At 69.8% G+C, this 22,101-nt stretch carries 22 protein-coding genes and 1 pseudogene; 8 read left to right on the forward strand and 15 right to left on the reverse strand.

The annotated features are described in order from the left end of the window. Window positions 1–6 precede the first annotated feature (6 nt). Complete coding sequence (locus tag HWY45_RS15730; protein ID WP_059882124.1) at window positions 7–348, forward strand: cytochrome C oxidase subunit IV family protein; 342 nt, start codon at window positions 7–9, stop codon at window positions 346–348. Between the two features lie 42 nt (window positions 349–390). On the opposite strand, the gene HWY45_RS15735 is transcribed toward HWY45_RS15730, so the two are convergent. Continuing rightward, a complete protein-coding gene (locus tag HWY45_RS15735; RefSeq protein ID WP_175038388.1) occupies window positions 391–1,071 on the reverse strand; it encodes a CGNR zinc finger domain-containing protein in 681 nt (226 codons plus the stop codon). Window positions 1,072–1,151: 80 nt separating this feature from the next. Here HWY45_RS15735 and HWY45_RS15740 point away from each other — a divergent pair, with 80 nt between their 5' ends. Together HWY45_RS15740 and HWY45_RS15745 are read left to right on the forward strand one after the other, a co-directional pair. Continuing rightward, the gene (locus HWY45_RS15740; RefSeq protein WP_059882122.1) at window positions 1,152–2,105 is read left to right on the forward strand and encodes an arginase family protein; all 954 of its coding nucleotides are present in this window, start codon (window positions 1,152–1,154) and stop codon (window positions 2,103–2,105) included. Window positions 2,106–2,184: 79 nt separating this feature from the next. After that, window positions 2,185–2,382 carry a CsbD family protein gene (locus HWY45_RS15745; RefSeq protein WP_059882380.1) on the forward strand — a complete coding sequence of 66 codons (198 nt, stop codon included), beginning with the start codon at window positions 2,185–2,187 and terminating at the stop codon, window positions 2,380–2,382. Between the two features lie 96 nt (window positions 2,383–2,478). Here the strand turns inward: HWY45_RS15745 and HWY45_RS15750 are convergent, their stop codons facing one another. The 3 genes and pseudogenes from HWY45_RS15750 to HWY45_RS15760 form a co-directional block, all read right to left on the reverse strand. Beyond that, a complete protein-coding gene (locus tag HWY45_RS15750; protein WP_059882120.1) occupies window positions 2,479–3,888 on the reverse strand; it encodes an enolase C-terminal domain-like protein in 1,410 nt (469 codons plus the stop codon). Window positions 3,889–3,932: 44 nt separating this feature from the next. Continuing rightward, a pseudogene (locus tag HWY45_RS15755) lies at window positions 3,933–4,232 on the reverse strand (MFS transporter); the annotation flags it as partial. Window positions 4,233–4,400: 168 nt separating this feature from the next. Next, on the reverse strand, window positions 4,401–5,291 hold the full coding sequence (locus tag HWY45_RS15760; protein ID WP_059882115.1) for a LysR substrate-binding domain-containing protein: 891 nt from the start codon (window positions 5,289–5,291) through the stop codon (window positions 4,401–4,403). Window positions 5,292–5,397: 106 nt separating this feature from the next. Here HWY45_RS15760 and HWY45_RS15765 point away from each other — a divergent pair, with 106 nt between their 5' ends. Next, window positions 5,398–6,120, forward strand: coding sequence for a glutathione S-transferase family protein (locus HWY45_RS15765; protein WP_059882113.1), 723 nt, complete (start codon window positions 5,398–5,400; stop codon window positions 6,118–6,120). Between the two features lie 48 nt (window positions 6,121–6,168). On the opposite strand, the gene HWY45_RS15770 is transcribed toward HWY45_RS15765, so the two are convergent. The 4 genes from HWY45_RS15770 to HWY45_RS15785 form a co-directional block, all read right to left on the reverse strand. After that, complete coding sequence (locus HWY45_RS15770) at window positions 6,169–7,335, reverse strand: ABC transporter permease (RefSeq protein ID WP_059882112.1); 1,167 nt, start codon at window positions 7,333–7,335, stop codon at window positions 6,169–6,171. 12 nt (window positions 7,336–7,347) lie between these two features. Continuing rightward, complete coding sequence (locus tag HWY45_RS15775) at window positions 7,348–8,502, reverse strand: ABC transporter permease (RefSeq protein ID WP_059882110.1); 1,155 nt, start codon at window positions 8,500–8,502, stop codon at window positions 7,348–7,350. Between the two features lie 21 nt (window positions 8,503–8,523). Next, the gene (locus HWY45_RS15780; protein WP_230946997.1) at window positions 8,524–9,159 is read right to left on the reverse strand and encodes an ABC transporter ATP-binding protein; all 636 of its coding nucleotides are present in this window, start codon (window positions 9,157–9,159) and stop codon (window positions 8,524–8,526) included. Window positions 9,160–9,220: 61 nt separating this feature from the next. Beyond that, window positions 9,221–10,429, reverse strand: a complete 1,209-nt coding sequence (locus HWY45_RS15785; protein WP_059882107.1) for an efflux RND transporter periplasmic adaptor subunit — start codon at window positions 10,427–10,429, stop codon at window positions 9,221–9,223. 457 nt (window positions 10,430–10,886) lie between these two features. On the opposite strand from HWY45_RS15785, the gene HWY45_RS15790 reads away from it, so the two are divergent. Beyond that, window positions 10,887–11,120 (forward strand): hypothetical protein, encoded by a 234-nt coding sequence (locus tag HWY45_RS15790; protein WP_059563983.1) that lies wholly within the window; start codon window positions 10,887–10,889, stop codon window positions 11,118–11,120. A 78-nt stretch (window positions 11,121–11,198) separates the two neighbouring features. Here the strand turns inward: HWY45_RS15790 and HWY45_RS15795 are convergent, their stop codons facing one another. Continuing rightward, window positions 11,199–11,942 (reverse strand): Mut7-C RNAse domain-containing protein, encoded by a 744-nt coding sequence (locus HWY45_RS15795; protein ID WP_059882106.1) that lies wholly within the window; start codon window positions 11,940–11,942, stop codon window positions 11,199–11,201. A gap of 93 nt (window positions 11,943–12,035) precedes the next feature. Here HWY45_RS15795 and HWY45_RS15800 point away from each other — a divergent pair, with 93 nt between their 5' ends. After that, on the forward strand, window positions 12,036–12,905 hold the full coding sequence (locus HWY45_RS15800; protein ID WP_059563985.1) for an NAD(P)-dependent oxidoreductase: 870 nt from the start codon (window positions 12,036–12,038) through the stop codon (window positions 12,903–12,905). Between the two features lie 91 nt (window positions 12,906–12,996). Further along, the gene (locus tag HWY45_RS15805) at window positions 12,997–13,638 is read left to right on the forward strand and encodes a LysE family translocator (RefSeq protein ID WP_059563986.1); all 642 of its coding nucleotides are present in this window, start codon (window positions 12,997–12,999) and stop codon (window positions 13,636–13,638) included. Between the two features lie 75 nt (window positions 13,639–13,713). Here the strand turns inward: HWY45_RS15805 and HWY45_RS15810 are convergent, their stop codons facing one another. Then, entirely contained in the window at window positions 13,714–15,015 is a 1,302-nt protein-coding gene (locus HWY45_RS15810) for an MFS transporter (protein WP_059882104.1), read from the reverse strand. A gap of 94 nt (window positions 15,016–15,109) precedes the next feature. On the opposite strand from HWY45_RS15810, the gene HWY45_RS15815 reads away from it, so the two are divergent. After that, the gene (locus HWY45_RS15815; RefSeq protein ID WP_059882102.1) at window positions 15,110–16,036 is read left to right on the forward strand and encodes a LysR family transcriptional regulator; all 927 of its coding nucleotides are present in this window, start codon (window positions 15,110–15,112) and stop codon (window positions 16,034–16,036) included. 150 nt (window positions 16,037–16,186) lie between these two features. Here HWY45_RS15815 and HWY45_RS15820 read toward each other — a convergent pair whose 3' ends face one another. The 5 genes from HWY45_RS15820 to HWY45_RS15840 form a co-directional block, all read right to left on the reverse strand. Next, a complete protein-coding gene (locus HWY45_RS15820; protein ID WP_059563989.1) occupies window positions 16,187–17,023 on the reverse strand; it encodes an OmpW/AlkL family protein in 837 nt (278 codons plus the stop codon). An 18-nt stretch (window positions 17,024–17,041) separates the two neighbouring features. Beyond that, on the reverse strand, window positions 17,042–18,277 hold the full coding sequence (locus HWY45_RS15825; protein WP_059882100.1) for a DUF2957 domain-containing protein: 1,236 nt from the start codon (window positions 18,275–18,277) through the stop codon (window positions 17,042–17,044). 155 nt (window positions 18,278–18,432) lie between these two features. After that, window positions 18,433–19,851: a DUF2957 domain-containing protein gene (locus HWY45_RS15830; RefSeq protein ID WP_059882098.1), complete on the reverse strand. Its 1,419-nt coding sequence runs from the start codon at window positions 19,849–19,851 to the stop codon at window positions 18,433–18,435. Between the two features lie 427 nt (window positions 19,852–20,278). Continuing rightward, window positions 20,279–21,229 (reverse strand): N-acetyl-gamma-glutamyl-phosphate reductase, encoded by a 951-nt coding sequence (argC, locus tag HWY45_RS15835; RefSeq protein WP_059563992.1) that lies wholly within the window; start codon window positions 21,227–21,229, stop codon window positions 20,279–20,281. A gap of 143 nt (window positions 21,230–21,372) precedes the next feature. After that, on the reverse strand, window positions 21,373–21,945 hold the full coding sequence (locus HWY45_RS15840) for a flavodoxin family protein (protein WP_059563993.1): 573 nt from the start codon (window positions 21,943–21,945) through the stop codon (window positions 21,373–21,375). Window positions 21,946–22,101: the final 156 nt, after the last annotated feature.

The raw sequence follows: 22,101 nt of genomic DNA on the forward strand, positions 1-22,101 counted from the left end.
CAGATCATGGACCACACCGATTCCGCCCATCGGCCCGACGCCGCGCACGGGCAGCAGCATCCGATCGGCCTCTACCTGAAGATCTGGGGCCTGCTGTTCCTGTTGAGCACGATGTCGTACCTGGTGGACTACTTCCACGTGCAGGGCCTGCTGCGCTGGACGCTGATCATCGTGTTCATGATCGCCAAGGCCGGGCTGATCGTGTCGATCTTCATGCACATGATGTGGGAGCGGCTGGCGCTGGTGTACGCAATCCTGATCCCGCCCCTGTGCCTGCTGGTGTTGATGGTGCTGATGGCGGCCGAAGCGAATCACACGTTCGGCATGCGGGAACTCTTCTTCCACTGATCTCTTCGCCGATCGGGGCGCGCACGCATTTGCGCCCCGGGTTCATGCCGACGCGTCGCTGTCGCTGTCGCGCTCTGCGTCTCCATCGGGCGCACCCCTGACCGCACGGTAGTGCCGCCGGGCCTTCGCCACGTTCCCGCAGGTCGACATGTCGCACCACTTGCGGCGCCCTGTCTTCGAGCGGTCGATGAACAGCCACGCGCAGTTCGACCCCGCGCACATCCGCAGCCGCCCGTCGGGCAAGGCGTCGAGGAGCTTCACCGCGTCGAGCGCAATCTGCTGGGCCGGCAGATGCAGGTCCGCCGGATCGGGCGGCTCGCCGAATTCGACGCGCCCGGCCGTCGCGACCAGCCGCCGGCCGCTCATCGCGTGCCGCCATGCGTGCTCCAGCGTTTCCAGATCTGCGGCAGCCACCGGTGCGCGATGCGAGAACGCGCCGAAGATGCCGAACAGCGCTTCGCGCAGGCGCTTGGCGTCGCGCAGCGCGCGCTCGGCCGCGGCCGGCGCGTCGGCCGCGCGGGATGCAAGCCGCTTCAGGTCGAGCGCGGGGAACGCCGCCGACGTCGCCAGCCACGCGAGATAGGCGTCGTAATCCGGCAGCCAGTCGCGCGGCGCGTGGTCGCGGCCGGTCACCGTATTGACGAAATCGAGTACGGGATGGCCGCCGACATAATCGCGAGCCGCGAACGGGTGCGCCTCGATAACCGGTGAAATGCTCGACATGGGTGGAATGCGTGCTAACCTTTGATAGTTGTTTAAAAGGTTAGCACATCCATCAGGCAGCCATTGCGCGAGGAAAGGTCATGACGGCATCGACACCTTCACCCGGCTCGCCGGTCGAGTTCATCGCCGCGCCCAGCAGCCTCGGCCTGCGGCCGAACGAGGCCGGACTCGAACCCGAGACCTGGCGCGGCCCCGAGGTGCTGTTGGCCACCGGCCTTGCCGCGCGCGTCGGCGCGAGCGTGTCACGGCTGGCGCATCCCGCCTATGCGTTCGCGCCGCAATCCGGCACGCGTATTCGCAACGGGGTGTCGATCCGCGGCTATTCGCTCGATCTCGCCGCGCACGTTGCCGACGCCCGTGCGCGGCACGCGTTTCCGGTCGTGCTCGGCGGCGATTGCAGCGTGCTGCTCGGCTGCCTGCTCGGCAACCGGCGTGCGGGCGGCAGGGGGCTCGTTCACGTCGACGGGCACAGCGACTTCTTCCACCCCGGCAACTACGACACGTCGAAGCGGCTCGGTTCCGTCGCGGGCATGGATCTCGCGCTGGCGACCGGGCGGGGCGAGCCGCTGCTGACACGCTGGCCGGGGCTCGACGGCGCGCTGGTCGACGATTCCGATGCCTGCCAGGTGGGAGAGCGCGATGCCGGGACGGCGGAATTCGACGCGGCTTACGGCGATATCGCGCGCACCGGCATCACGCGCATCACGATCCAGCAGCTGCTCGCGCGCGGGCCTGCGGCTGTCGCGTCGGCGCTGGTCGACTGGCTCGCGGCGCGCGCGCTCGAGCAGGCCTGGCTGCACGTCGATCTCGACGTGCTGGACCAGTCGCAGCTCCCGGCGGTGGATTCGCCCGGTTCGCCGGGGCTGGATTTCGACGGGCTGGACGCGCTGCTTGGCCCGCTCGTCGCGTCGGGCCGAATCGCGGGCGTCGACTTCACCATCTACGACCCGGGGCGCGATCCCGGCCTCGCGCATGCCGGGCGCATTGCCCGCACGATCGAGCGATGTGCGGCCGCGCGCGCAACGCAAGCGTGAACCCATCGGTCGGCTCCGTCCGTTCGCGGCACATGAATTGCGCGATCCCGTCACCCTCAACCACTCGCGGGAGAACGCGATGAATGAAGACCGGATCAAGGGCCAATGGAAACAACTGGCCGGCAAGGTGAAGGCGCAATGGGGCAAGCTGACCGACGATGATCTGGCGGTCGCCGACGGCGACAGCGAGTATCTGGTCGGCCGGATCCAGGAGCGCTACGGCATCGCACGCGACGAAGCCAGGAAGCAGTTGCAGGACTTCAGTCGCACGCTTTGATCGTGACTGACGCGCGCCGCCGTCAACGGCGGCGGCGCGCGAAGCGGAATTTCAGCGGCGGGTAAATATTTCACTGCACGGTATTCCACAGCAGGGCTACCGCGTCGCGAAACTCGGCCGCTTCGGATCGTAGGTCCACCCCGGCACCAGATACCGCATCGCCATCGCATCGTCGCGCGCCGTGCCGCCGACTTGCCGGTACAGCGCATGCGCGGCTTCCACCTGCGCCATGTCGAGCTCGATCCCGAGGCCCGGCCGCTCCGGCACGGCCACCCGGCCGCCGACGATCGCGAGCGGCTCGCGCGTGAGCCGCGCGTCGCCTTCCTGCCAGATCCAGTGCGTGTCGATCGCGGTGATCGCGCCCGGCGCGGCCGCGGCCGCGTGCGTGAACATCGCGAGCGACACGTCGAAATGGTTGTTCGAGTGCGAGCCCCACGTGAGCCCCCAGTCGCGGCACAGCTGCGCGAGCCGCACCGAGCCCTGCATCGTCCAGAAATGCGGATCGGCGAGCGGGATGTCCACCGCTTGAAGCCGCACCGCGTGATCCATCTGCCGCCAGTCGGTCGCGATCATGTTGGTCGCGGTCGGGATGCCGGTCGCGCGGCGGAATTCCGCCATCACCTCGCGTCCCGAATAGCCGGCTTCCGGCCCGCACGGATCTTCCGCATACGCGAGCAGGTGGCCCTGCCCGCGGCACAGCGCGACCGCCTCGTCGAGCGACCACGCGCCGTTCGGGTCGAGCGTCACGCGCGCCTCCGGAAAGCGCGCCTTGATCGCCGCAATGGCTTCCATCTCGTCGTGGCCCGCCATCACGCCGCCCTTCAGCTTGAAATCGGCGAAGCCGTAGCGCTCGACCGCCGCCTCGGCCTGCCGCGCGATCGCGGCGGGCGTCAGCGCCGCCTCGTTGCGCAGCCGGAACCACGCGTGCGGCGCGTCGCGCTCGTCGCGGTACGGCAGGTCGGTGCGCTGCCGGTCGCCGATGTAGAACAGGTACGCGAGCATCGGCACCGCGTCGCGCTGCTGCCCTTCGCCGAGCAGCGCCGCGACGCTCACGTCGAGGCACTGGCCGAGCAGGTCGAGCAGCGCGGCCTCGATCGCGGTGATCACGTTGTCGAGCCGCAGGTTGATCTCGTGCGGTTGCCGCAGCACCGCGGCTTCGCCGGCCGACGTCACCTCGTGGCGGATCGCGCGGCCGGCCGCCGCGCCGCTGCCCGCGAGCGCCGCGCGCACCGCGTTGAGCGTCGCCTGGTAGCGCCCGATCGGCTGGCCGATAACGAGATCCGCCATCCGCTCCAGCGCGTGGCGGATGCCTTCGCCGCCCGGCACCTCGCCGACGCCGGTTCGCCCGCTGCTGTCGCCGAGGATCACGAGGTTACGGGTGAAGAACGGCGCATGCGCGCCGCACAGGTTCAGCAGCATGCTGTCGCGCCCGGCAACGGGGATCACCTGCATGCGCGTGACGCGCGGGGTGCCCGGCGTCGCGCCGGTGCTGCGGGATTCGGACATGGCTTCGCTCCTGGTTGGCGCGGGCCGGCGGGGGCCCGCGGCGTTCATGTCAGCTCGACGCGGCGAATCTCGCTGACGACGAACAGGTAACAGGCCACCGCGACGAGCGCGTGCGCGCCGACATGGACCAGCTCGCCGTTGAACGAGCCGCTGGTGTCGACGATGTAGCCGACCGCGATCGGCGTCGTGATGCTGGACAGGTTGCCGCAGGTATTGAGCGGCGCGCCGCTCAGGCCGGCGATCTGGCGCGGCGCGGTGTCGGCGTTGACGGCCCGGCCGAGCGCGCCGAGCCCCTTGCCGAAGCACGACAGCGCCATGAACAGCACGACGAGCACGTGCGACTCGGCTCAGGCGGACGCCCGCCGTCCGTGTGCCGGGCCGGACGCGTCTACCGTCGCCGCGAGGCGCGACGATCGAGCGCGTCCGGATCATTCTGCATGGCGAAAATTCCACTTTCATGCCAATTGATGACTTGATCGATTCAGGTTTTGAATCGCCGCACGATGCGGGCCTCAGACGTGCTGCCCCGCCACGTGCCGCACGAGGAACTCGACCACGGCGCGCACGCCCGGCAACTGGCCGCGGCGGTGCGTCATCAGCAGCGTCGTGGTCACGCGGCCCGCGTCCCAGTCCGGCAGCACGCGAGCAAGCGTGCCCGCATCGAGCGCGTCGCGCACGATCCAGTCCGGCAGGCACGCGATGCCGAGGCCGGCCACCGCCGCGTGCAGCAGCACCGTCGATTCGTCCGCGTGCAGGCGCTCGCGCGGCGCGGCTTCGACGCTGTCGGCGCCGCGCCCGAGGCGCCACGGCATCGCCTGAAGGTTCGGGTAAAGGCCGTCGTGCCGCGCGAGGTCGGCCGGGGCCGCCGGCTCGCCGGCGCGCGCGAGATAGGCGGGCGACGCGACCAGCACGATCGGCGACACCGCGAGCGGGCGCTGCACCAGCGCGGAATCGGGCAGCGGCGCGAAATGGCTGCGCACCGCGATGTCGAAGCCTTCCTGCACGAGATCCACGCGCCGGTCGCTCGCATGAATTTGCAGCTGCAAGTGCGGATGGGCGAGCGCGAGCGCCGGCAGGCAGGGCGCGAGCACATGCTGCGCGATCGGCACCGCGCTCGTGATCCGCACGATCCCGCGCGGCTCGGCGGCCTGCCGCAGCACCGCGTCCCGCGCGCTTTCCGCCTCGATCACCGCCGCGCGCGCGTGCTCGAAGAACTCGGCGCCCACCGGCGTCAGGCGGAAGCTGCGCGACGTGCGATGCACGAGCCGCGCGCCGAGCGCGTGCTCGAGCGCGGCGACGCGCTTGCTCACCGTCGACTTCGGCAGGTCGAGCAGGCGGGCGGCGGCGGACATGCTGCCGGCTTCGACCGCCTGCACGAAGAGGTAGAGATCGTTCAGGTTCAATGCTCAGCGTCCATATCGGGAAACGACGGGTTTCAATTTTAGCGGCTACTGCGTGATCGTTCGCCATGGGAGCATCCGGGTTCGTTCAATCAACCGGAAATGTCCGATGTCCCCGATCCTCCTCTACGGTGTTCCCGCCGGCTGCTCGTTCGGCTCGATCGTTGCGCTCGAATGGGTGGGCCGCCCGTACCGGCTGTCCCGCATCACGATGCCCGGCCTCGTGACGAGCGATGCGTTCCTGCGGCTCAACCCGGTCGCCGAAACGCCGGCGTTCATCACCGAGGCCGGCAACGTGCTGACCGAAAGCGCGGCGATCCTCAACCATATCGGCGCCGACGCGTCCGCCAGCGGCCTCGCGTTCCGCCAGGGCACCCACGATTTCGACCGGCTCAACCGCATGCTGTCCTACCTGAACACCACGTTCTTCAGCGCGTTCGGCCCGCTCTGGTACGTCTACGAGCACGGCAGCGAAGGCGTCGAGAAAGAGGTCCTGCAGGCGTACGGCCGCGGCCGCGTGATGCGCGCGCACCGCCAGCTCGAGGCCATGCTCGGCGACGAGCCCTGGCTGCTCGGCCGGCAGCGCACGCTCGCCGACGCGTACTTCGCGGGCCTCGCGCGCTGGGCCGACTATCACCAGGTGTTCGACGGCGCGGCCTTCCCGCGCATCGCCGCGTTGCGCGCGCGGCTGGCCGACAATGCGGGCGTGCGCTTCGCGCATGCGATCGAGGACGCGCAGCCGCTGCCGGCGTCGACCGCGTTCGAGGGGCACATCGCGCTCGACGACGCGCTCGCGCTTGCGCGGCTGGCGCCGTCGGCGGCCGCGCGCTGACCCACGGCGTTGCCGGCGCGGTGCTCGGCGCGTCGCCCGATCGCGCCGTCACCGCGCCCGCAGCGCGTCGACGATGTTCATCCGCGCCGCGCGCATCGCCGGCAGGAAGCCGCCCGCCAGCCCCATCGCCAGCGAGAACAGCAGCGTCTTCGCGACGATCGCCGGCGTGAGCACGAAGCGGAACGACAGGTCCGAGAAGGTCTGGAAGTTGGTGGTGGAGAACGACGCGAACTGCATCAGCGCCGCGCAGCCGAGCCCCGCGACGCCGCCGACGAGCCCGAGCAGCAGCGCCTCGAGCAGGAACGCGGCGAGCACGCTCGCGCGCTTGAAGCCGAGCGCGCGCAGCGTGCCGATTTCCGCGACCCGGTTGGCCACCGACGCGTACATCGTGATCATCGCGCCGATCATCGCCGCGACCGAGAAGATCGTCGACAGCGTGAGCCCGAGGATGTTGATGAACGTCGACAGCGCGCGCGACTGATCGCCGTAGAACGCCTGCTCGCGCTTGGCCTCGTCGGTGAGCCGCGGATCGACGTCGAGGTCGGCCTTGAAGCGCGCGAACGCGTCGGCCTGCGGGATGCGCACGATCATCGACGAATAGCTGGTGCGCCGGAACGACTGCATCAACTGGTCGGCGTCGCCCCAGATCTCCGAATCGAAGCCGCTGCCGCCGGTGTCGAACTGGCCGACGATGGTCCAGTCGCGCTGCGCGAAGCGCAGGCGCTCGCCGATCCGCGTGCCGCTGAAACCCTTCGCGATCGCGCTGCCGACCACGATCTCGGACGAGCCCGCGTCGAACATGCGCCCGGCCGCGAGCCGCACGCGCGGGCGCAGGCCGAGGCCGGCCGGCGACACGCCGCGGATCACGACGTTCGACGGCCGGTTGGTCGCGGTCTTCACGAGCGAGATCAGCACCACGGCCTCCTTCGACGCGAGCGGCCGGCCGTCGGCGCCGAGCGCGACCGACGGATGCATCTCGATCACGTTCGCCTGCTTGTGGTCGATCGCGCTCTGCACCTCGGTTTCCGCGCCCTTGCGGATCACCACCACGTTGTCGGGCTCGCCGGTGGACACGAGCGTCTTCGTGAGGCCCGCGTCGAGCATCAGCACGGTCGCGAACACGAACACGACGAGCGCCATGCCGCCCGCGGTGAGCACGGTGGTGAGCCGGCGGGCCCACAGGTTGCGCGCGATATAGGCGAGCGGAATGGCCATGGCGCGCGCGAGCTAGCCGATCGCCCGCAGGCCTTCGACGACGCGCACCCGCGCGGCCTGCCACGCCGGCACGAGCGCGGCCGCGACGCCGACCGCGAGCGAGCAGGCGGCCTGCAGCGCGAAGGTCTGCGCGGACACGTTGAAGACCGGGAACACGCCGCCGGTGGCCTGCTTGAACAGGTGCGCGGCCGGCGGCATCGCGAGCATGCCGAGGCTGCCGCCGATCGCGGCGATCACGAGCGACTCGCCGAACACGAGCGCCGCGAGGAAACCGGGGCCGAAGCCGAGCGCCTTCAGCGTCGCGTATTCGACCGTGCGCTCGCGCGCGCTCATCGCCATCGCGTTGGCCATCACGGCCATGATGATCACGATCACGACGTAGGACACCACGCGGATCGCCGCGATGATCTGGTTCGACATCGCGACGAAGCCGAGCTGGAACGCCTGCTCGGTCTCGGTGAGAGTCTCGGCGAGCGAATTGCGGAACAGCGCGTCGACGCCGCGGGAGATCGCGGCCGCGTCGTCGGGGCGCGCGATCCCGAACACGTACACGCCGACCTGGTCGGCCTGCCGGGGCGTCGTCTTGCGCACCCGCTCGTTCAGGTAGTCCCAGTGAAAGATCAGCTGCCGCGTGATGGTCGACTCGTCGCGCCCGTCGAGGATCCCGCGCACGACGAAATCCCAGGTGCCCGGGTAGATGGTGCCCTTGATCGGGATCACGTCGCCGACCTTGAAGCCGAACTGGTTCGCGAGCTGCCGCCCGATCAGGCAGCCCTTGCGGTCGCGCGCGTAGTCGGCGCGCTGCTGCGCGCTCAGGATGAACTCCGGATACAGGTCGAGATAGTTGTCCGACACCGCGAACTGCGCGAAGAAGTTCTTCGGGTCGCGGTAGATGCCGCCGAACCAGTTCGAGCGCGCGACGAGCGTCACGCCGTCGACGCCGCGGATCCGGTTCTCGTAGCTCACCGGCAGCGGGAACACGAGCGAGATCGCGTTGCGCGTGACGAGCCGCGCGTTCGATGCCGCGGCGGCGCCCGCGTACCACGCGTCGACCACCGTGTGCAGCAGCCCGTACGCGAGCACCGCGATGGTCAGGCCGAGCACCGTCAGCAGCGTGCGCAGCTTGTGCCGCAGCGCGTTGCGCGCGATCAGCTTCAGCATGGTCACGGCGCGCCTCCGTGATGCGGCTCAGCGGGCCGGCCCATCGATCAGCTCCCCCTTTTCCAGGTGCACGAGCGCCTTCGCGGCGGCGGCCGCGTGCGCGTCGTGGGTCACCATGATGATGGTCTTGCCGAGTTCCGCGTTCAGGCGCTGCATCAGCGCGAGCACGTCGGTCGCAGAGCTGCGGTCGAGGTCGCCGGTCGGTTCGTCGGCGACGATCAGCGCCGGATCGGTGATCAGCGCGCGCGCGATCGCGACGCGCTGCTGCTGGCCGCCGGACAGCTCGGACGGGTAATGGCTCATCCGGTCCGCGAGGCTCACCATGTCGAGCACCAGCTCGACGCGCTCGCGCCGCTCCTTGGCGGGCAGGCGCGTGAGCATCAGCGGCAGCTCGACGTTCTCGAACGCGGTGAGCACCGGCATCAGGTTGTAGAACTGGAAGATGAAGCCGACGTTGGCGGCGCGCCAGTCGGCCAGCGCGGCTTCGGCGAGCCGCGTGATGTCGAGCCCGCCCACGCGCAGCTCGCCGCTGTCGGGCCGGTCGATGCCGGCGACCAGGTTGAGCAGCGTGCTCTTGCCGGAGCCCGACGGCCCCATCAGCGCGACGAAGTCGCCTTCGCCGATGTCGAGCGTGATGTCGGTGAGCACCGGCACGATCTGCATCCCGCGCCGGTACGACTTCGCGACATGGCTGATCTCGACGAGCGGCGGCGCGGCGTTCACGCTATTTCTTCGCGACGGTCACTTTCGCGCCGTCCTTGAGCTTCGCGGCCGGCGCCAGCACGAGCGTGTCGCCCGGCTTCACGCCGCGCACCGCGACGAGCTCGCCGATCCGCGCGCCGGTCGTCACCGCCGTTTCGCGCACGGTGTCGTCCTTCACGACGAACACCACCTGGCGGCCGTCGCGCTCGGCGACCGCGCCCGCCTGCACCGCCGTCACGGGCCGCGCGTCCTGCGCCGACGCGGGCTTCGACAGGAACGCGGTCTTCGCGCTCATGTCCGGCAGCACGCGCTCGTCGCGCTCGACGAAGCGCACCTTGACCAGCACCGTCGCCTTCGAGCGGTCGACCGTCGGCACGATGCGCGACACCCGGCCCGCGAAGCGCTGGTCGGGCAGCGCGTCGAGCAGGATCTCGCACGGCTGGTCGACGCGGATCCGCGCGATGTTCGATTCCGCGACGTCCGCTTCCACCTCGAGGGTATCCATGTCGGCGATCGTCACGACCGCGCCCTTGCTGTCCGACGCGGACGAGAACGGCGTGATGTTGTCGCCGACGTTCGCGTGCTTTTCGAGCACGACGCCGTCGAACGGCGCGCGGATCGCGGTCTGGTCGACCGCGACCTGGGCCGCCTGCGCGTTGGCCTCGGCGGACGCGATCGCGGCCCGGTTGCTGTTGACGGACGCGCGCGCCTTGTTCAGGCGGGCGAGGTCGGTGTCGTACTGCGCGGCCGGCACCGCGCCTTTCGGCGCGAGGATCGCGGTGCGGCGAAAGCCGACTTCGGCGTCCTTCAGCTCGGCCTGCTGCAGCGCGAGATTGGCCTGCGCGACCTTGACCTGCGCCAGCGCCTGGGCGAGCGCGGCCGCGACGTCGCGGCTCTCGAGGCGCGCGATCACCTCGCCCTGCTTCACGCGCGTGCCCTCGAGCACGCCGAGCCACTCGACGCGGCCCTGCGCCTTCGACGCGACCGCGGCCTTGCGCTGCGGCACGACGTAGCCGGTCGCGTTGAGCAGCGTGTCGTTCTGGAACGGGTAGGCGGAGGTCACGGTGGTCGTGTCGACCGTGGGCCGGCCGGTCAGTGCGAAGCCTGCGCCGATTGCCACGGCGGCCAGCGCCGCGATCGCCGCATAGCGTCGCCACGGGCGCTGGTGCGACGCGCCGCCGGAGCGGGGCGCGCGGTCGATTTTCAGCCTGTCCAGGTTGTGATCGGGCAATTTGGCGCGCCTCGTCTGCGCGGCGGCATGGCGGCTCCGAACGGCGAGTGCGCCACGACCGGTCGCGGGCCGGTTTCCGGGGAAAGGGACGGAAGCCAAGTATAGCGTCGTATCGGCGGCGGCCGGAGGCCCCGCGAGCACGGCCGGCGCGCGGGCGCAACCCGGATTCGTGCCGGGTCGCGCACGCATGATGCGGTCCCGATAATGGCCGGGCAGGCAGATCCGCGCATGCGCGTCAGGGAAAGCCCGGAGGCGGCGGCCACGCTGTCAACTCGCCGCGAAGGCGGCGCGTTATGCAGCCAGTGTGTCAGTGTTCGTCGCGCGGGGAAGGTGAAGGCCGTCCCGCCCGGCGGAAGCCGCCAGGACAGGCGCGGCTGGCGCTCCGATGCGGATGCCTCGCATCTTTTCGTACCGTACGTTTGACTAGTTTGACTATTCTCCCGACAAAGGAAGAACAATGAAGAAGACGCTCGCATCGATCGTGGCCGCAGCAATCGCACTGGCATCGGCTTCCGCATTCGCACAGGCTTCGGCGCCGGCCGCCGAGGCACCGGCCGCCGCATCGGCGCCGATGAAGAAGGACAAGAGCAAGCCGAAGCACCAACTGAAGCAGCACGGCTCGGCGAAGGGCAAGGCGAAGGCCGCGGCGGCATCGGCTGCCGGCACGGACGACAAGGGCACGCAGAACTAAGCCTGCCGGGCCCGCGGCCGGCGCTCCCGGCCGCATCGTCGCAACCCCGCATGTTCGCGCATGCGGGGTTTCGTTTTTTCAGGCGTCCGGCGCGACCGCGCGCATCGCGTCGACCACCGTGCGCATGCGCTGCCAGTGCGAGCCTTCCCAGAACACGCGCTGGCACACGTCGCACGCGGCGAAGCGCCGGTGGCGCTGCTGCACGCCGGCCGGCACGCGCGCCGCCGCGTCCTGCGCGCTGAGCGGATGCAGCGGCGCGTTGCAGCGCAGGCACAGGCGGAACGGCCGCATGTGCGGCGCGAGATCGAGCCGCGTGAACAGCTCGCGCAGCTGCGCGGCCGGCTGCAGCGCATGCACGTAGCAGCCGCGCGCGACCGCGCGGCGCTTGAGCAGTTCGCGATCGCGGGTGAGCACGACGCGGCCGTCGTGCTCGGCGAGCCCCGCGATCTCGTCGTCGCTGAAATGGTTGTCGTAGCAGGTGTCGAAGCCGGCGAGGCGCAATAGCTGCGCGAGCCCGCCGAGGTGCGCGTCGGCGACGAAGCGCCAGTCCGCGGGCGCCGGCATCGCTGCGCCGTCCGCCTGCTGCCGCGCCCGTTGCGGGTAGACGTCGACCTGGTCGCCGTCCGCGAGCTGCCGGTCGAAGCGGGCCGGCGCGCCGTTCACGCACAGGCGCCCGACTTCGGTGTGCGGCACGCCGAGCGCCTCGACCAGGTGCTTGACGCTGGCCTGGCCGCCGCACGCGCGGGCGAACGCGCGATCGCGCAGCGTTCGCGCGAGGAACGCGTTCAGTTCGCCGTGGAAACGGAAAGTCGCGGTCGCCATGCGCGCAGTATCGCATCGCGCACGCGGCGGCGGTGCCTGCACGTCGCACGCGGCTGTGGTTAACTCGCGACTTCCACTGTCAAGGAGCAAGCGATGGATCTCGGATTTATCGGGCTGGGCGAAATGGGGCTGGCGATCGCCGCGAACCTGCTGAAGGCGGGGCATCAGGTGAAGGTCTGGAACCGTTCGCACGAGCGCACCGCGCCGCTCGTCGCGCTCGGCGCGCAGGCCGTCGACACGCCGGCCGACGCGTTCCGCGGCGACGCCGTGTTCTCGATGCTCGCGGACGATGCCGCCGCGCGCGCGATTTTCGACGACGCGCTGCTTGCGCAGGCGCCGCGCGGGCTGATCCACGTGAACATGGCGACGATCTCCGTCGCGCTCGCCGAATCGCTCGCCGAATCGCACGCGTCGCGCGGCCTCGATTACATTGCGGCGCCGGTGATGGGGCGGCCGGACGTCGCGGCGGCGGCGCGCCTGACGATCATGGCGGCCGGCCCGGCCGAAGCGATCGACCGGATGCAGCCGGTGTTCGATGCGATCGGCCAGAAGACCTGGCGATTCGGCTCGCTGCCGCAGCATGCGAACGTCGCGAAGCTGGCCGCGAATTTCACGCTCGCGTCGGCGATCGAGACGCTCGGCGAGGCGTCCGCACTGCTTGCCGGCCACGGCGTCGCGATGCGCGATTTCCTCGACGTGATCACCAGCAGCGTGTTCCCGGGGCCCGTATACGAAGGCTACGGCGCGATGATCGCCGAGCGGCGCTACGAGCCTGCGCGCTTCAAGGCGCGCCTCGGCCTGAAGGACGTCCGGCTCGCGCTGGAGGCGGGCGACGCGGCGTCGGTGCCGCTGCCGGTCGCGAGCCTCGTGCGCGACAACCTGCTCGACGCGCTCGCGCACGGCGGCGGCGAGCTGGACTTCGCGGTGCTCGGCGAGGTGGCGTCGCGGCGCGCGGGCCGCTGATGCGCACCGGGGCCGGCGGCGCGCGACAAACGCGTGCCGCCGGTTGCATAATCGACCTTTCATGTTCCTTTACGCAGAGGCAGAGGCAGCTATGAATTTGCATACCTGGTGGCTTTTCGTGGCGACGGTGTTCGTCGTGTCGGCGATTCCGGGCCCGAACATGCTGCTCGTGATGACGCACGGCGCGCGCCACGGGCTGCGGCGCTCGTCGGCGACGATGGCCGGCTGCCTGAGCGCGCTGGTGCTGATGCTGTCGGTGTCGGCGGCTGGCCTCGGCGTGTTCCTCGAGGCGTGGCCGGCGATGTTCAACGCGCTGCGCTACGCCGGCGCGGCCTACCTGATCTACCTCGGCGTGAAGGCGTGGCGCGCGCGGGTCGACGATGCGGCGCCGGCCGCCGACGTCGGCGCGCTGCAGCGGCAGGCCGCGCCGGCGTCGCGCTGGGCGCTGTTCCGCGGCGGCTTCCTGGTCGCGGGCAGCAACCCGAAGGCGATCCTGTTCGCGGCCGCGCTGCTGCCGCAGTTCATCAACGCGTCCGAGCCGACGCTGCCGCAGTTCGGCATCCTGGTCGTCACGTTCGCGGTGATCGAGGTGAGCTGGTATCTCGTCTACGCGTCGTTCGGCACGCGGATCGGCGCGACGCTGAAGAGCCAGAGCGTCGCGAAGGCGTTCAACCGGCTGACGGGCGGCATGTTCGTCGGCTTCGGCGCGATGATGGCGCTGGTGCGGCACTGAGCATCGCGCCCGCCGGGGCGTTACGCGCCGGTCGATCGAATCCCTGCCTCGCGGGCCACGCCGGGCAGGGATTTTTCATTGTGGGCCCGTCATCACGGGGGGCGGCGCGGCCACGGTCGCAGCGTCTGCGCGGCGCGCGGTTGCGATGCCGAATGCGCCGGCCGCGCCGGTGAACACGAGCGCGACGCCGCACACCGCGGGCCAGCCGGCCCAGGCCCACGCGCTGCCCGCGAGCGCCGCGCCGAGCGCGCCGCCAACGAAGAACAGCCCGACGAACAGCCCGTTCAGTCGCCCGCGCGCGGCCGGGTTCAGCAGGTTGATCGCGCGGCGGCCGAGCGTCTGGTCGGTGACGACGCCCGCGTCGAGCAGCGCGGCGCCGGCCGACAGCAGCGCGAGCGCGACGCCGCGATGCGCGTGCACATCGAAGCCGAACCAGCCGGCGCCCGCGATGCCGATCGCGACCAGCGCTGCCAGCATCGCGCCGTGCGCGAGCCGCAGCGCGGCGGGGCCGTGGCCGCGGTCGCCCGCCCATCCCGCGAGCGGGGTGACGATCGCGCCGCTTGCGCCGGCGAACGCGAACAGCGCGATGCCGTGCAGCCCGAAGCCGAACGGCGGCTGCGCCAGCCGCAGCCCGATCGCGGTCCAGAACGCGCTGAACGCGGCCATCGCGAGCGCGGCGGTCAGCGCGTGCCGCCGCAGCACCGGCTCGTCGGCCAGCAGGCGCCCCATCGAGACGAGCAGCGCGCGATAGCCGGCCGTCGCATGCGGCCGGCGCGCGGGCAGCCGGAACGCGAGCACCGCGGCGATCGCCGCGTTCGCAGCTGCGGCGAGACCGTAGAACGCGCGCCAGCCGAGCGATCCGGCGATCAGGCTCGCAAGCGGCCGCGACAGCAGGATGCCGAGCATCAGCCCGCTCATCACGTTGCCGACCGCGCGGCCGCGCTGCGCGTCGGGCGCCATCGACGCGGCCATCGGCACCAGCATCTGGATCACGCTCGACGCGGCGCCGGCCATGAGCGTCGCGAGCAGGAACACCGTGCCCGAGCGCGTGACGGCCGGCAGCGCCAGCATCGCCGCGCACACGGCGAGCGTCGTCACGATGAGCCGGCGGTTCTCGAGCAGATCGACGAGCGGGGCGAGCAGCACGAGCCCGGCCGCGTAGCCGAGCTGGGGCAGCATCGCGACGAGGCCGGCGAGGCCCGGCGGCAGGCGCAGGTCGGCGCTGATCGGGCCGGTCAGCGGCTGCGCGGCGAACAGGTCGACGACGATCACGCCGACCGTCGCGGCGAAGAACAGCGTCATGCCCGCGCTCAGCGCGGGCGCGGCGGCGCCGGCCGAGCACGGCGCGGCGGGGCAGGGGGCGGCAGGAGAAGTCATCGTGTGCCAGTCGGGAAGGAAAGAGTCCCCATCGTAGGCGGCCGGTCGTTATGCGACAATTGAAATATGTCTAACATGATTATGCGAGTTTGTTTTGAATACGCGCGATCTGCAGGCCTTCGTCGCGGTGGTGGACAGCGGCTCGATGGTGGCCGCCGCCGCGAAACTCCATCTGACGCAGCCGGGCCTCACGCGCCGCGTGCAGAACCTCGAAACCCTGCTCGGCGTGCCGCTGCTCGAACGGCAGAGCAAGCCGCTGAAGCCGACCGCTGCCGGGCGCGAGGTCTACACGCTCGCGCGCAACGTGCTGGGTGCGGTCGATGAGCTGCTGGCGGCCGGCACGCCGGACGGCGAACCGTCCGGCGAGCTGCGCATCGGCGTGCCGCCGTTCCTGTCGGAGCTGGCGCTCGAGCGGCCGGTCGACCGGCTGCGCGACGCGTTCCCGCGCCTGACGCTGCGCGTGACGGCCGGCTGGTCGCCGGCGCTGCTGCAAGGCGTCGAGCGGGGCACGCTCGACGCGGCGGCGGTGATGCTGCCGGCCAGCGCGAGCTTGCCGGACGCACTGACGGCCACGCTGATCGGCACGCAGCCGGCCGTGCTCGTCGCGGCGCGCGATTTCCCGCTGCCCGACGGGCCGTTGACGCTCGATGCGCTGTCGCGCTGCCCGTGGGTGCTGAGCCAGGACGGCTGCGGGATGCGTTCCGCGCTGAGCCGCGCGCTCGGCGCGGCCGGGCTGCCGTTCGACGTCGCGGTCGAGGCGTTCGGGTCGGATTTGCAACTGTCGCTGGTCGCGCGCGGCGTGGGGATCGGCATTGCGTCGCCGGGCGCGCTCGCGCGCAGCGCGCACCGGGATGCGCTGCGGGTGGTTCAAACGTCGGGGCTGGAAACGCGGATCAACGTCTGGCTCGTGCACGGCGCGCTGCCGGGGCGCCTGATGCGGCCGGTCGCGCTGCTGCGGGACGCGCTGGGCGCCGTGATCGAGCGGGAAAACGTGAAGGGGTCAGAAGAAAACGCGGTTTAGAGCCGGCATTCGAGGGAAAGTCCTGATTTTCTCTAAGGAAATGTTGCGTTGCGGAAACTGATTCGCTATAGTTGCACCTGTCTCCTCCATGTCTCCTCTGATATGGATTCAGCCCGCCTCTTCAGGCGGGCTTTTTTTCGTCCATCGTTCTCAGAATTTGTACGACATCGCGATGTAGCTGATGATCGGGTCCGCCTTCAGGTCCGATTTCGACTCGGCGAGCGTCGTGCCGTCGGCGGCCTTGATCGTCACCGTCGACGTCGTCTTCAGCGGGATGTAGGTCACCGACGCGACGAGCCCGAAATGCTCGGTGATGTTGTACTGCAGGCCCGCGTTGAACACCGGCTGCCACGACGACGACGCCTTCGCCGACACCGATGTCGTCCCCGGCTTGCCCGCGCCCGCGGCCAGGATCGCGCCGAGGTTGTCCTGCGTCTGCTTCACGAAGTTCGGGTTGAGCTGCAGGTCGCTGAACCAGTTGTACGACACGCCGAGGCCGAGGAACGGCCGGATCCGCGCGTTCGCCTGCGCGAAGTAGTACTGCAGGATCACGGCCGGGCTCCACTGCCGCACGCTCTTCACGATCGGGTTGACCGAGCCGAGCCCGATGTTCTGCGTGCCGAGCGCGCCGGCGGGGCCCGGCGGCTGGATCGTGCCTCGGCCCGACACCTTGAACACCGGCGGCACGCCCGCCACCGACGTGACCGCGATATGGTCGGTCAGGAAGTGGCTGACCGTCAGGCCGACGGTGTCCGCGCCGCTCGTGCGCAGCCCGGTGCCCGGCGACGTGAACGACGGCGGCAGGCGCAGCGGCGTGTTGATCGGCGTCGGCGCGACGTTGGTCGTCATCGGCGTGCTGCTCTGCTGCGGCATGATGTGGAACCAGCCGAGCGTGACGACGTTGCTGCCCGCGCTTTGCGCATGCGCCGCGAAGGGTGCCAGCGCGGCGGCGCCGGCCGCCGCGCAGGAGAGCATCTTTTTCCTCATTGCCGTCTCCGTGGCCGCTTACTGGACGAATGCGCCGATCGTGAAATACGGCGTCGATCCCGCGTTGTCGAGGAAGCCGAACACCCCGCCCGTGAAGATGAACTTGCCGGTCGGCGTCGTGCTGCCCGCGCCCGAGTGGACCGTCGTGACCGTGCCCGGCACCTTCTGCGTGTAGTCGAGGTCGAGCGGGGTCGCGAGCGACGCCTGCGACGGCTGGAACGGATCGAGCAGCGTTGCCTGGTTGTTGATCAGCGCGGTGGTGCGGTAGTTGAACGCGCTGTCGACGCCGATGTACTCGCCGTTCTGCGAGCCGACCGTGATCGCCGCCTGCGGCGCGAGGATCGAGATGCTCGATTCGTCGTCGGCGGTGAGGCCCGGCACGCCGTTGGCGTCGGGCGTCGGGTTCGGGTTCGCGACGCCGGTGCGCACGAGGATCGGCACCAGCTGGTTGCGCAGCTTGCCGACGATCATGAAGCCCTTGCCCTGCGGCAGCGTCGACAGCGTCGGCTTCAGCTGGCTCTGGTAGTTGTTGGTCTGGAACGCGCCGCTGCCGTCCGCCGACTGCGCGAGGTTCGTGCCCGGCTGGCGGCAGCTGCCCGCGAACTGGCCGGTCGTGTCGCACTTGGTCCACGTGCCGTCCGCGTTGATCGTCACCTTCGCGTCGATCGACGCCGGCGCGAAGTTCTGCGACGGCACCTCGCCGAAGCCGACGTGGCTGTACGTGCCGGCGACGTTCGCGAGGTTGGTCTCGATCGCCGAGAAACCGATGAACGGGTAGTACGGGAACTTGGTGTCGGGCACCGCGGCCTGGCCGAGCACGCCGCCGAACTGGATTTCCTTGCCGGGAATCGTGCCGCCCGCAACGCCGTAGCCGACGAAGATGCGCGCCGGGCGCGACGCGTCGAGGCTCGCGCCGTTCAGGCGGAACGCGCACTGGTTGAGCTTGTTGGTCGGCAGCAGCGTTTCCTGCGTGAGCGTGCCGCTGTCGACGGTGCCGGCGCGCGTCGGCATGACGGTGCCGGTGGTGCGCGGCACCGGCGATTCCACGTAGGTGACCTGCCAGATCATCTTGGCCGTGTCGAGCTGCAGCTTGACGAGCTCGCCGCTGCCCGCGCCGCCGGTGTAGACGGTGGTGTAGTCGAGCGTCGCGGGGCAGAGCCGGTCCTCGACGAGCGGCGGGGGATTGTCGGCGCCGCCGCAGGCCGAAAGAAGGGGCGCGGCAAAGGCCGCGGCCAGAATGAGGTTGCGCTTCATGTTGCTCCTCCAGGATTTGTTGTGTGTGGCGGCCGGCTCCCTGTCGGCCGCTTCTTGCTGGTGTGCGGTGCTGCCGGCGCCGTGCCGGGCGCCTTCCGTGGGGATGCGGCGGCTTGCGCCGCCGCGGCGTGGCCGCGTGCCGCGGCCGGTTGCGGTTATTTGCTGATCTGCGCGCCCACGCCGAAATACGGCGCCGACGACGTGCTCGAATTGGCCGACGATTGCTCGACGCCGCCGTTCACCGTGCCCTGCACGAGCGCCGCGTACAGCCCGCCCGTCGCGATCAGCAGGCCCGAAGCCGACGTGTACTTCGCGCCGCTCGGCGGAGACGTCTTCAGGTTCAGCAGGCCCGGCGTCGCTTGCCCGTAGTCCAGCGTGAAGCCGTCTTCCGCGCCCTGCGTGGTCGGGTTCACGAACGTGCCGTTGCCGCCGCGGATCAGCGCGGCCGTGTACTTGAAGTTCGAATCCGCGCCCGCGTAGCCGCCGTCGATCGCGCCGGACGTGAGCGCCGTCGCCGAGCCGAGCACCGCGATGCCCGATTCGTCGTCGACCTTCGCGTCGGCGTGCAGCGGCGGCGTGCCGAGGTTCACGTTGCCGGTGCGCACGATCACCGGAACCGTCGCGCCGTTGAGCTGGCCGATCACCATGTGCGCGCTCGCCGACTTGCCGGTCTGGCCGACCAGCGGCAGGCTCGTCTGCGGCAGCGTCTGCGGCGCCTTCGCGCTGTTGAAGTAGCCGCCCGTCGCGTTCGCCTGCCACGGGTCGCCGGTCGTCTGGCAGCCGCCCGCGCCCGTCGACGTGCACGCGCCGTTCGCGTCGAACGTCTCGCTCGAGTTCGAGCCCTTCGTCGCGTAGTTCGACGACGGCACGAGGTGATAGATCAGCGCGTTGTAGGTGCCCGGCAGCGTCGAGAGGTCCGTCGTCGTGTTCGCGAAGCCGAGGAACGGGTAGAAGTCGAAGTGGCGGTTCGGCACCTGGCCGATGTTCTGCAGGACGCCGGGGATGATCGTGAGGCCGTCGTACTGCACCGTCGCCCCCGGAATGCCGCCGCCCGCGACGCCCATGCCGACCAGCAGCATCGGCGGGTTCGCCTGGTTGAAGTCGGCGGCCGTCGAATAGGTCGAGTCGTCGCCGGCCGTGCCGGAGCCGGGCGTGAGGACGAACGCGCAGCGGGTCTGCTCGGCGGTCGGCAGCGTGCCGGCCGGCGGGTGGATGACCTTGCCGGCGATCGTCGTGCCGACGCGCGTGGGCGTGACGGTGCCGGTCTTCAGCGGGATCGGCGATTCGAGCCACTTGAGCGTGTAGGTCATCGCGACCGCGTCGATGTTGACGCTGACGATCTCGCCGCTACCCGCGCCGCCGAGATACGTGCTTTTCACGATGTCGGCGTTGGCCGGGCACAGCGCACCGTTGACGGGCACCGACGGTGGCGGCCCTTGCGTGCCGCAGCTCGAACCGGAACATTGGGGCGCTTCGATCGGGCCGGGCGCGCCGGAATCTCCCCCACCACATGCAACCAGGAAAGGGGCAATGGCAAAGGCCGTTGCCACCCCCTTCGATAAGGCGTGCGACATGCCGCTGTCTCCAATCGTTTAATTGTGCGAGTTAATGTCGCTGCACGTATTTTCGATGTCAATTGATGAACTCGTCTAAAAAAGACGATTGAAACGGCGGGCGTTGAATTAACCCTTGCAGGGATGGGTGTTCAGTAAGAATTAAAACGGCAGGCGTGCTGAAGAACGGCCGTGGAGCGGCTGCGAGACGGCCCACGGAAAAAGGTTTGCGGCCTTTTCCTATAACGGCAGTGTTTAAAGCGGGGATATCCGGTTTATCCCTATTCGGGATTGACTGGATAAAGGCGGGTAAAGTTAATTGAAAGAATATTGCGCAACGGAAAGCTTGTAAATAATTGTAAATCCGGGCGCGAATTACCGCTTAATGCCAATTCAAGATAAATAAAAAGCCGGCCAGCGGCCGGCTTTGCATCGCATGCGAGGATGGTCAGCGCTTGAGGCCCGTGTCTTCCGCCACGCCGATGTTGAGGTTCATGCACTGGATCGCGGCGCCCGACGCGCCCTTGCCGAGGTTGTCGAGGCGCGCGACGGTGACGAAGCGCTCTTCGTTGCCGAACACGAACAGGTCGACGCGGTTCGTGTCGTTGTTCGCCTGCACGTCGAAGAAGCCGGCGTCGAGGTTGTCGTCGGCGTTGAACGGCGCGACGCGCACGAACGCCTCATCCGCGTAGTACTCCGCGAAGATGCGCTGCACGTCCTGCGGCGTCGCGCGCTTCGCGAGCTGCCCGGGCGTGAAGTAGGTCGTCACCGCGAGGCCCTTCAGGAAGGGGCCGACGATCGGCGTGAAGAGCGGCGCGTTCGCGAGGCCCGTATGCGCGGCCATTTCCGGCAGGTGCTTGTGCGTGAGGCCGAGTGCGTACGGGCGCGGGCTCGCGAGCTTGGCGGCCAGCGCGGGGTTCTCGTAGTCGGCGATCATCGACTTGCCGCCGCCGCTGTAGCCGGTGATCGAGTAGCTGTGCGCGGCGAAGGTGGGCGCGACCACGCCGGCATCGACGAGCGGACGCATCGCGAGCACGAAGGCCGACGCATGGCAGCCGGGCACCGCGATGCGCTTCGACGTGCGAATCTTCTCGCGCTGCGCGCGGGTCAGCTCGGGCAGGCCGTACGCCCAGTCCGCGCTCGTGCGGAATGCCGTGCTCGCGTCGATCAGCGTGGTGTTCGGGTTCTCGACGAGCGACGCCGATTCGCGCGACGCCACGTCGGGCAGGCACAGGAACGTGACGTCCGACGCGTTGATCAGGCGGCGGCGCTCGTCGACGTCCTTGCGCCTGGCTTCGTCGATGCGCAGGATTTCGATGTCGCTGCGTGCCGACAGGTATTCGAAGATCTTGAGGCCGGTCGTGCCTTCCTGGCCGTCGACAAAGACTTTGGTGCTCATTTCGCTCTCACTGAAACGGGGCCGTGGCGCTCGCACGCCGGAAAACCGCCATTTTAAGACGTCATGCGGCGGCCCTGCAGCGCACGGGGCGAAAAAAAGACGGCCCGCGGGCCGTCTTGTGTCCCTTTATCGGGGCGATGCGTTCAGCGGCCGCCCGCGATCCAGCGCGCGGTCGCCTCGGCGACGCGCCGGCCGAATGCCTTCGCGGTGTCGAGGTCGCCGGGCAGCGGCGCCTCGTCGGGCGATGCGTCCGACGGCGATTGCGCGAGCAGGCCGGTGAAGCCGCCGACGAAGTTGATGTCGTTGCGCGTGGCCGCCTTCGAGTTGGCGGGCATCAGGCCCGTGCCGACCCACACCATCCCGTGCTGCATCGCCAGCGTGACGAAATATTGAATCGTCGAGAACTTGTCGCCGTTCATCGTCGCGGAGTTCGTGAAACCCGCGGCGATCTTGTCCTTCCATTTCTGCGTGAACCACGCTTTCGACGTCGCGTCGGCGAACGTCTTGAACTGCGCGGACGGGCCGCCCATGTAGGTCGGCGCGCCGAACACGATCGCATCGGCCGCGTCGAGCGCGGCCCAGCCTGCGTCGTCGAGGTCGCCGACGGCGACGAGTCGCACCTGCGCGCCGGTGTCCTGCGCGCCGGCGTGGACGGCCTCGGCCAGCTTCTTCGTGTGGCCGTAGCCGCTGTGATAGACGATGACGATGTTCGACATGAAGGTTCTCCGGAAAGACGCGAGGGCGCGGGCGCGTCGGCCCGCGATGTCGGGCGCCGATGCGCGGCGCGGTGTTCGCGATGCGCAGCGATCGGTCACGGCGAGTCTAGCAACGCCAAATGTCGGAATTGCATGCGCGGGCGCACAACAGCATGT

This window comes from Burkholderia stagnalis (assembly GCF_902830275.1).
GTDB classification, from domain to species: Bacteria; Pseudomonadota; Gammaproteobacteria; order Burkholderiales; family Burkholderiaceae; genus Burkholderia; species Burkholderia stagnalis.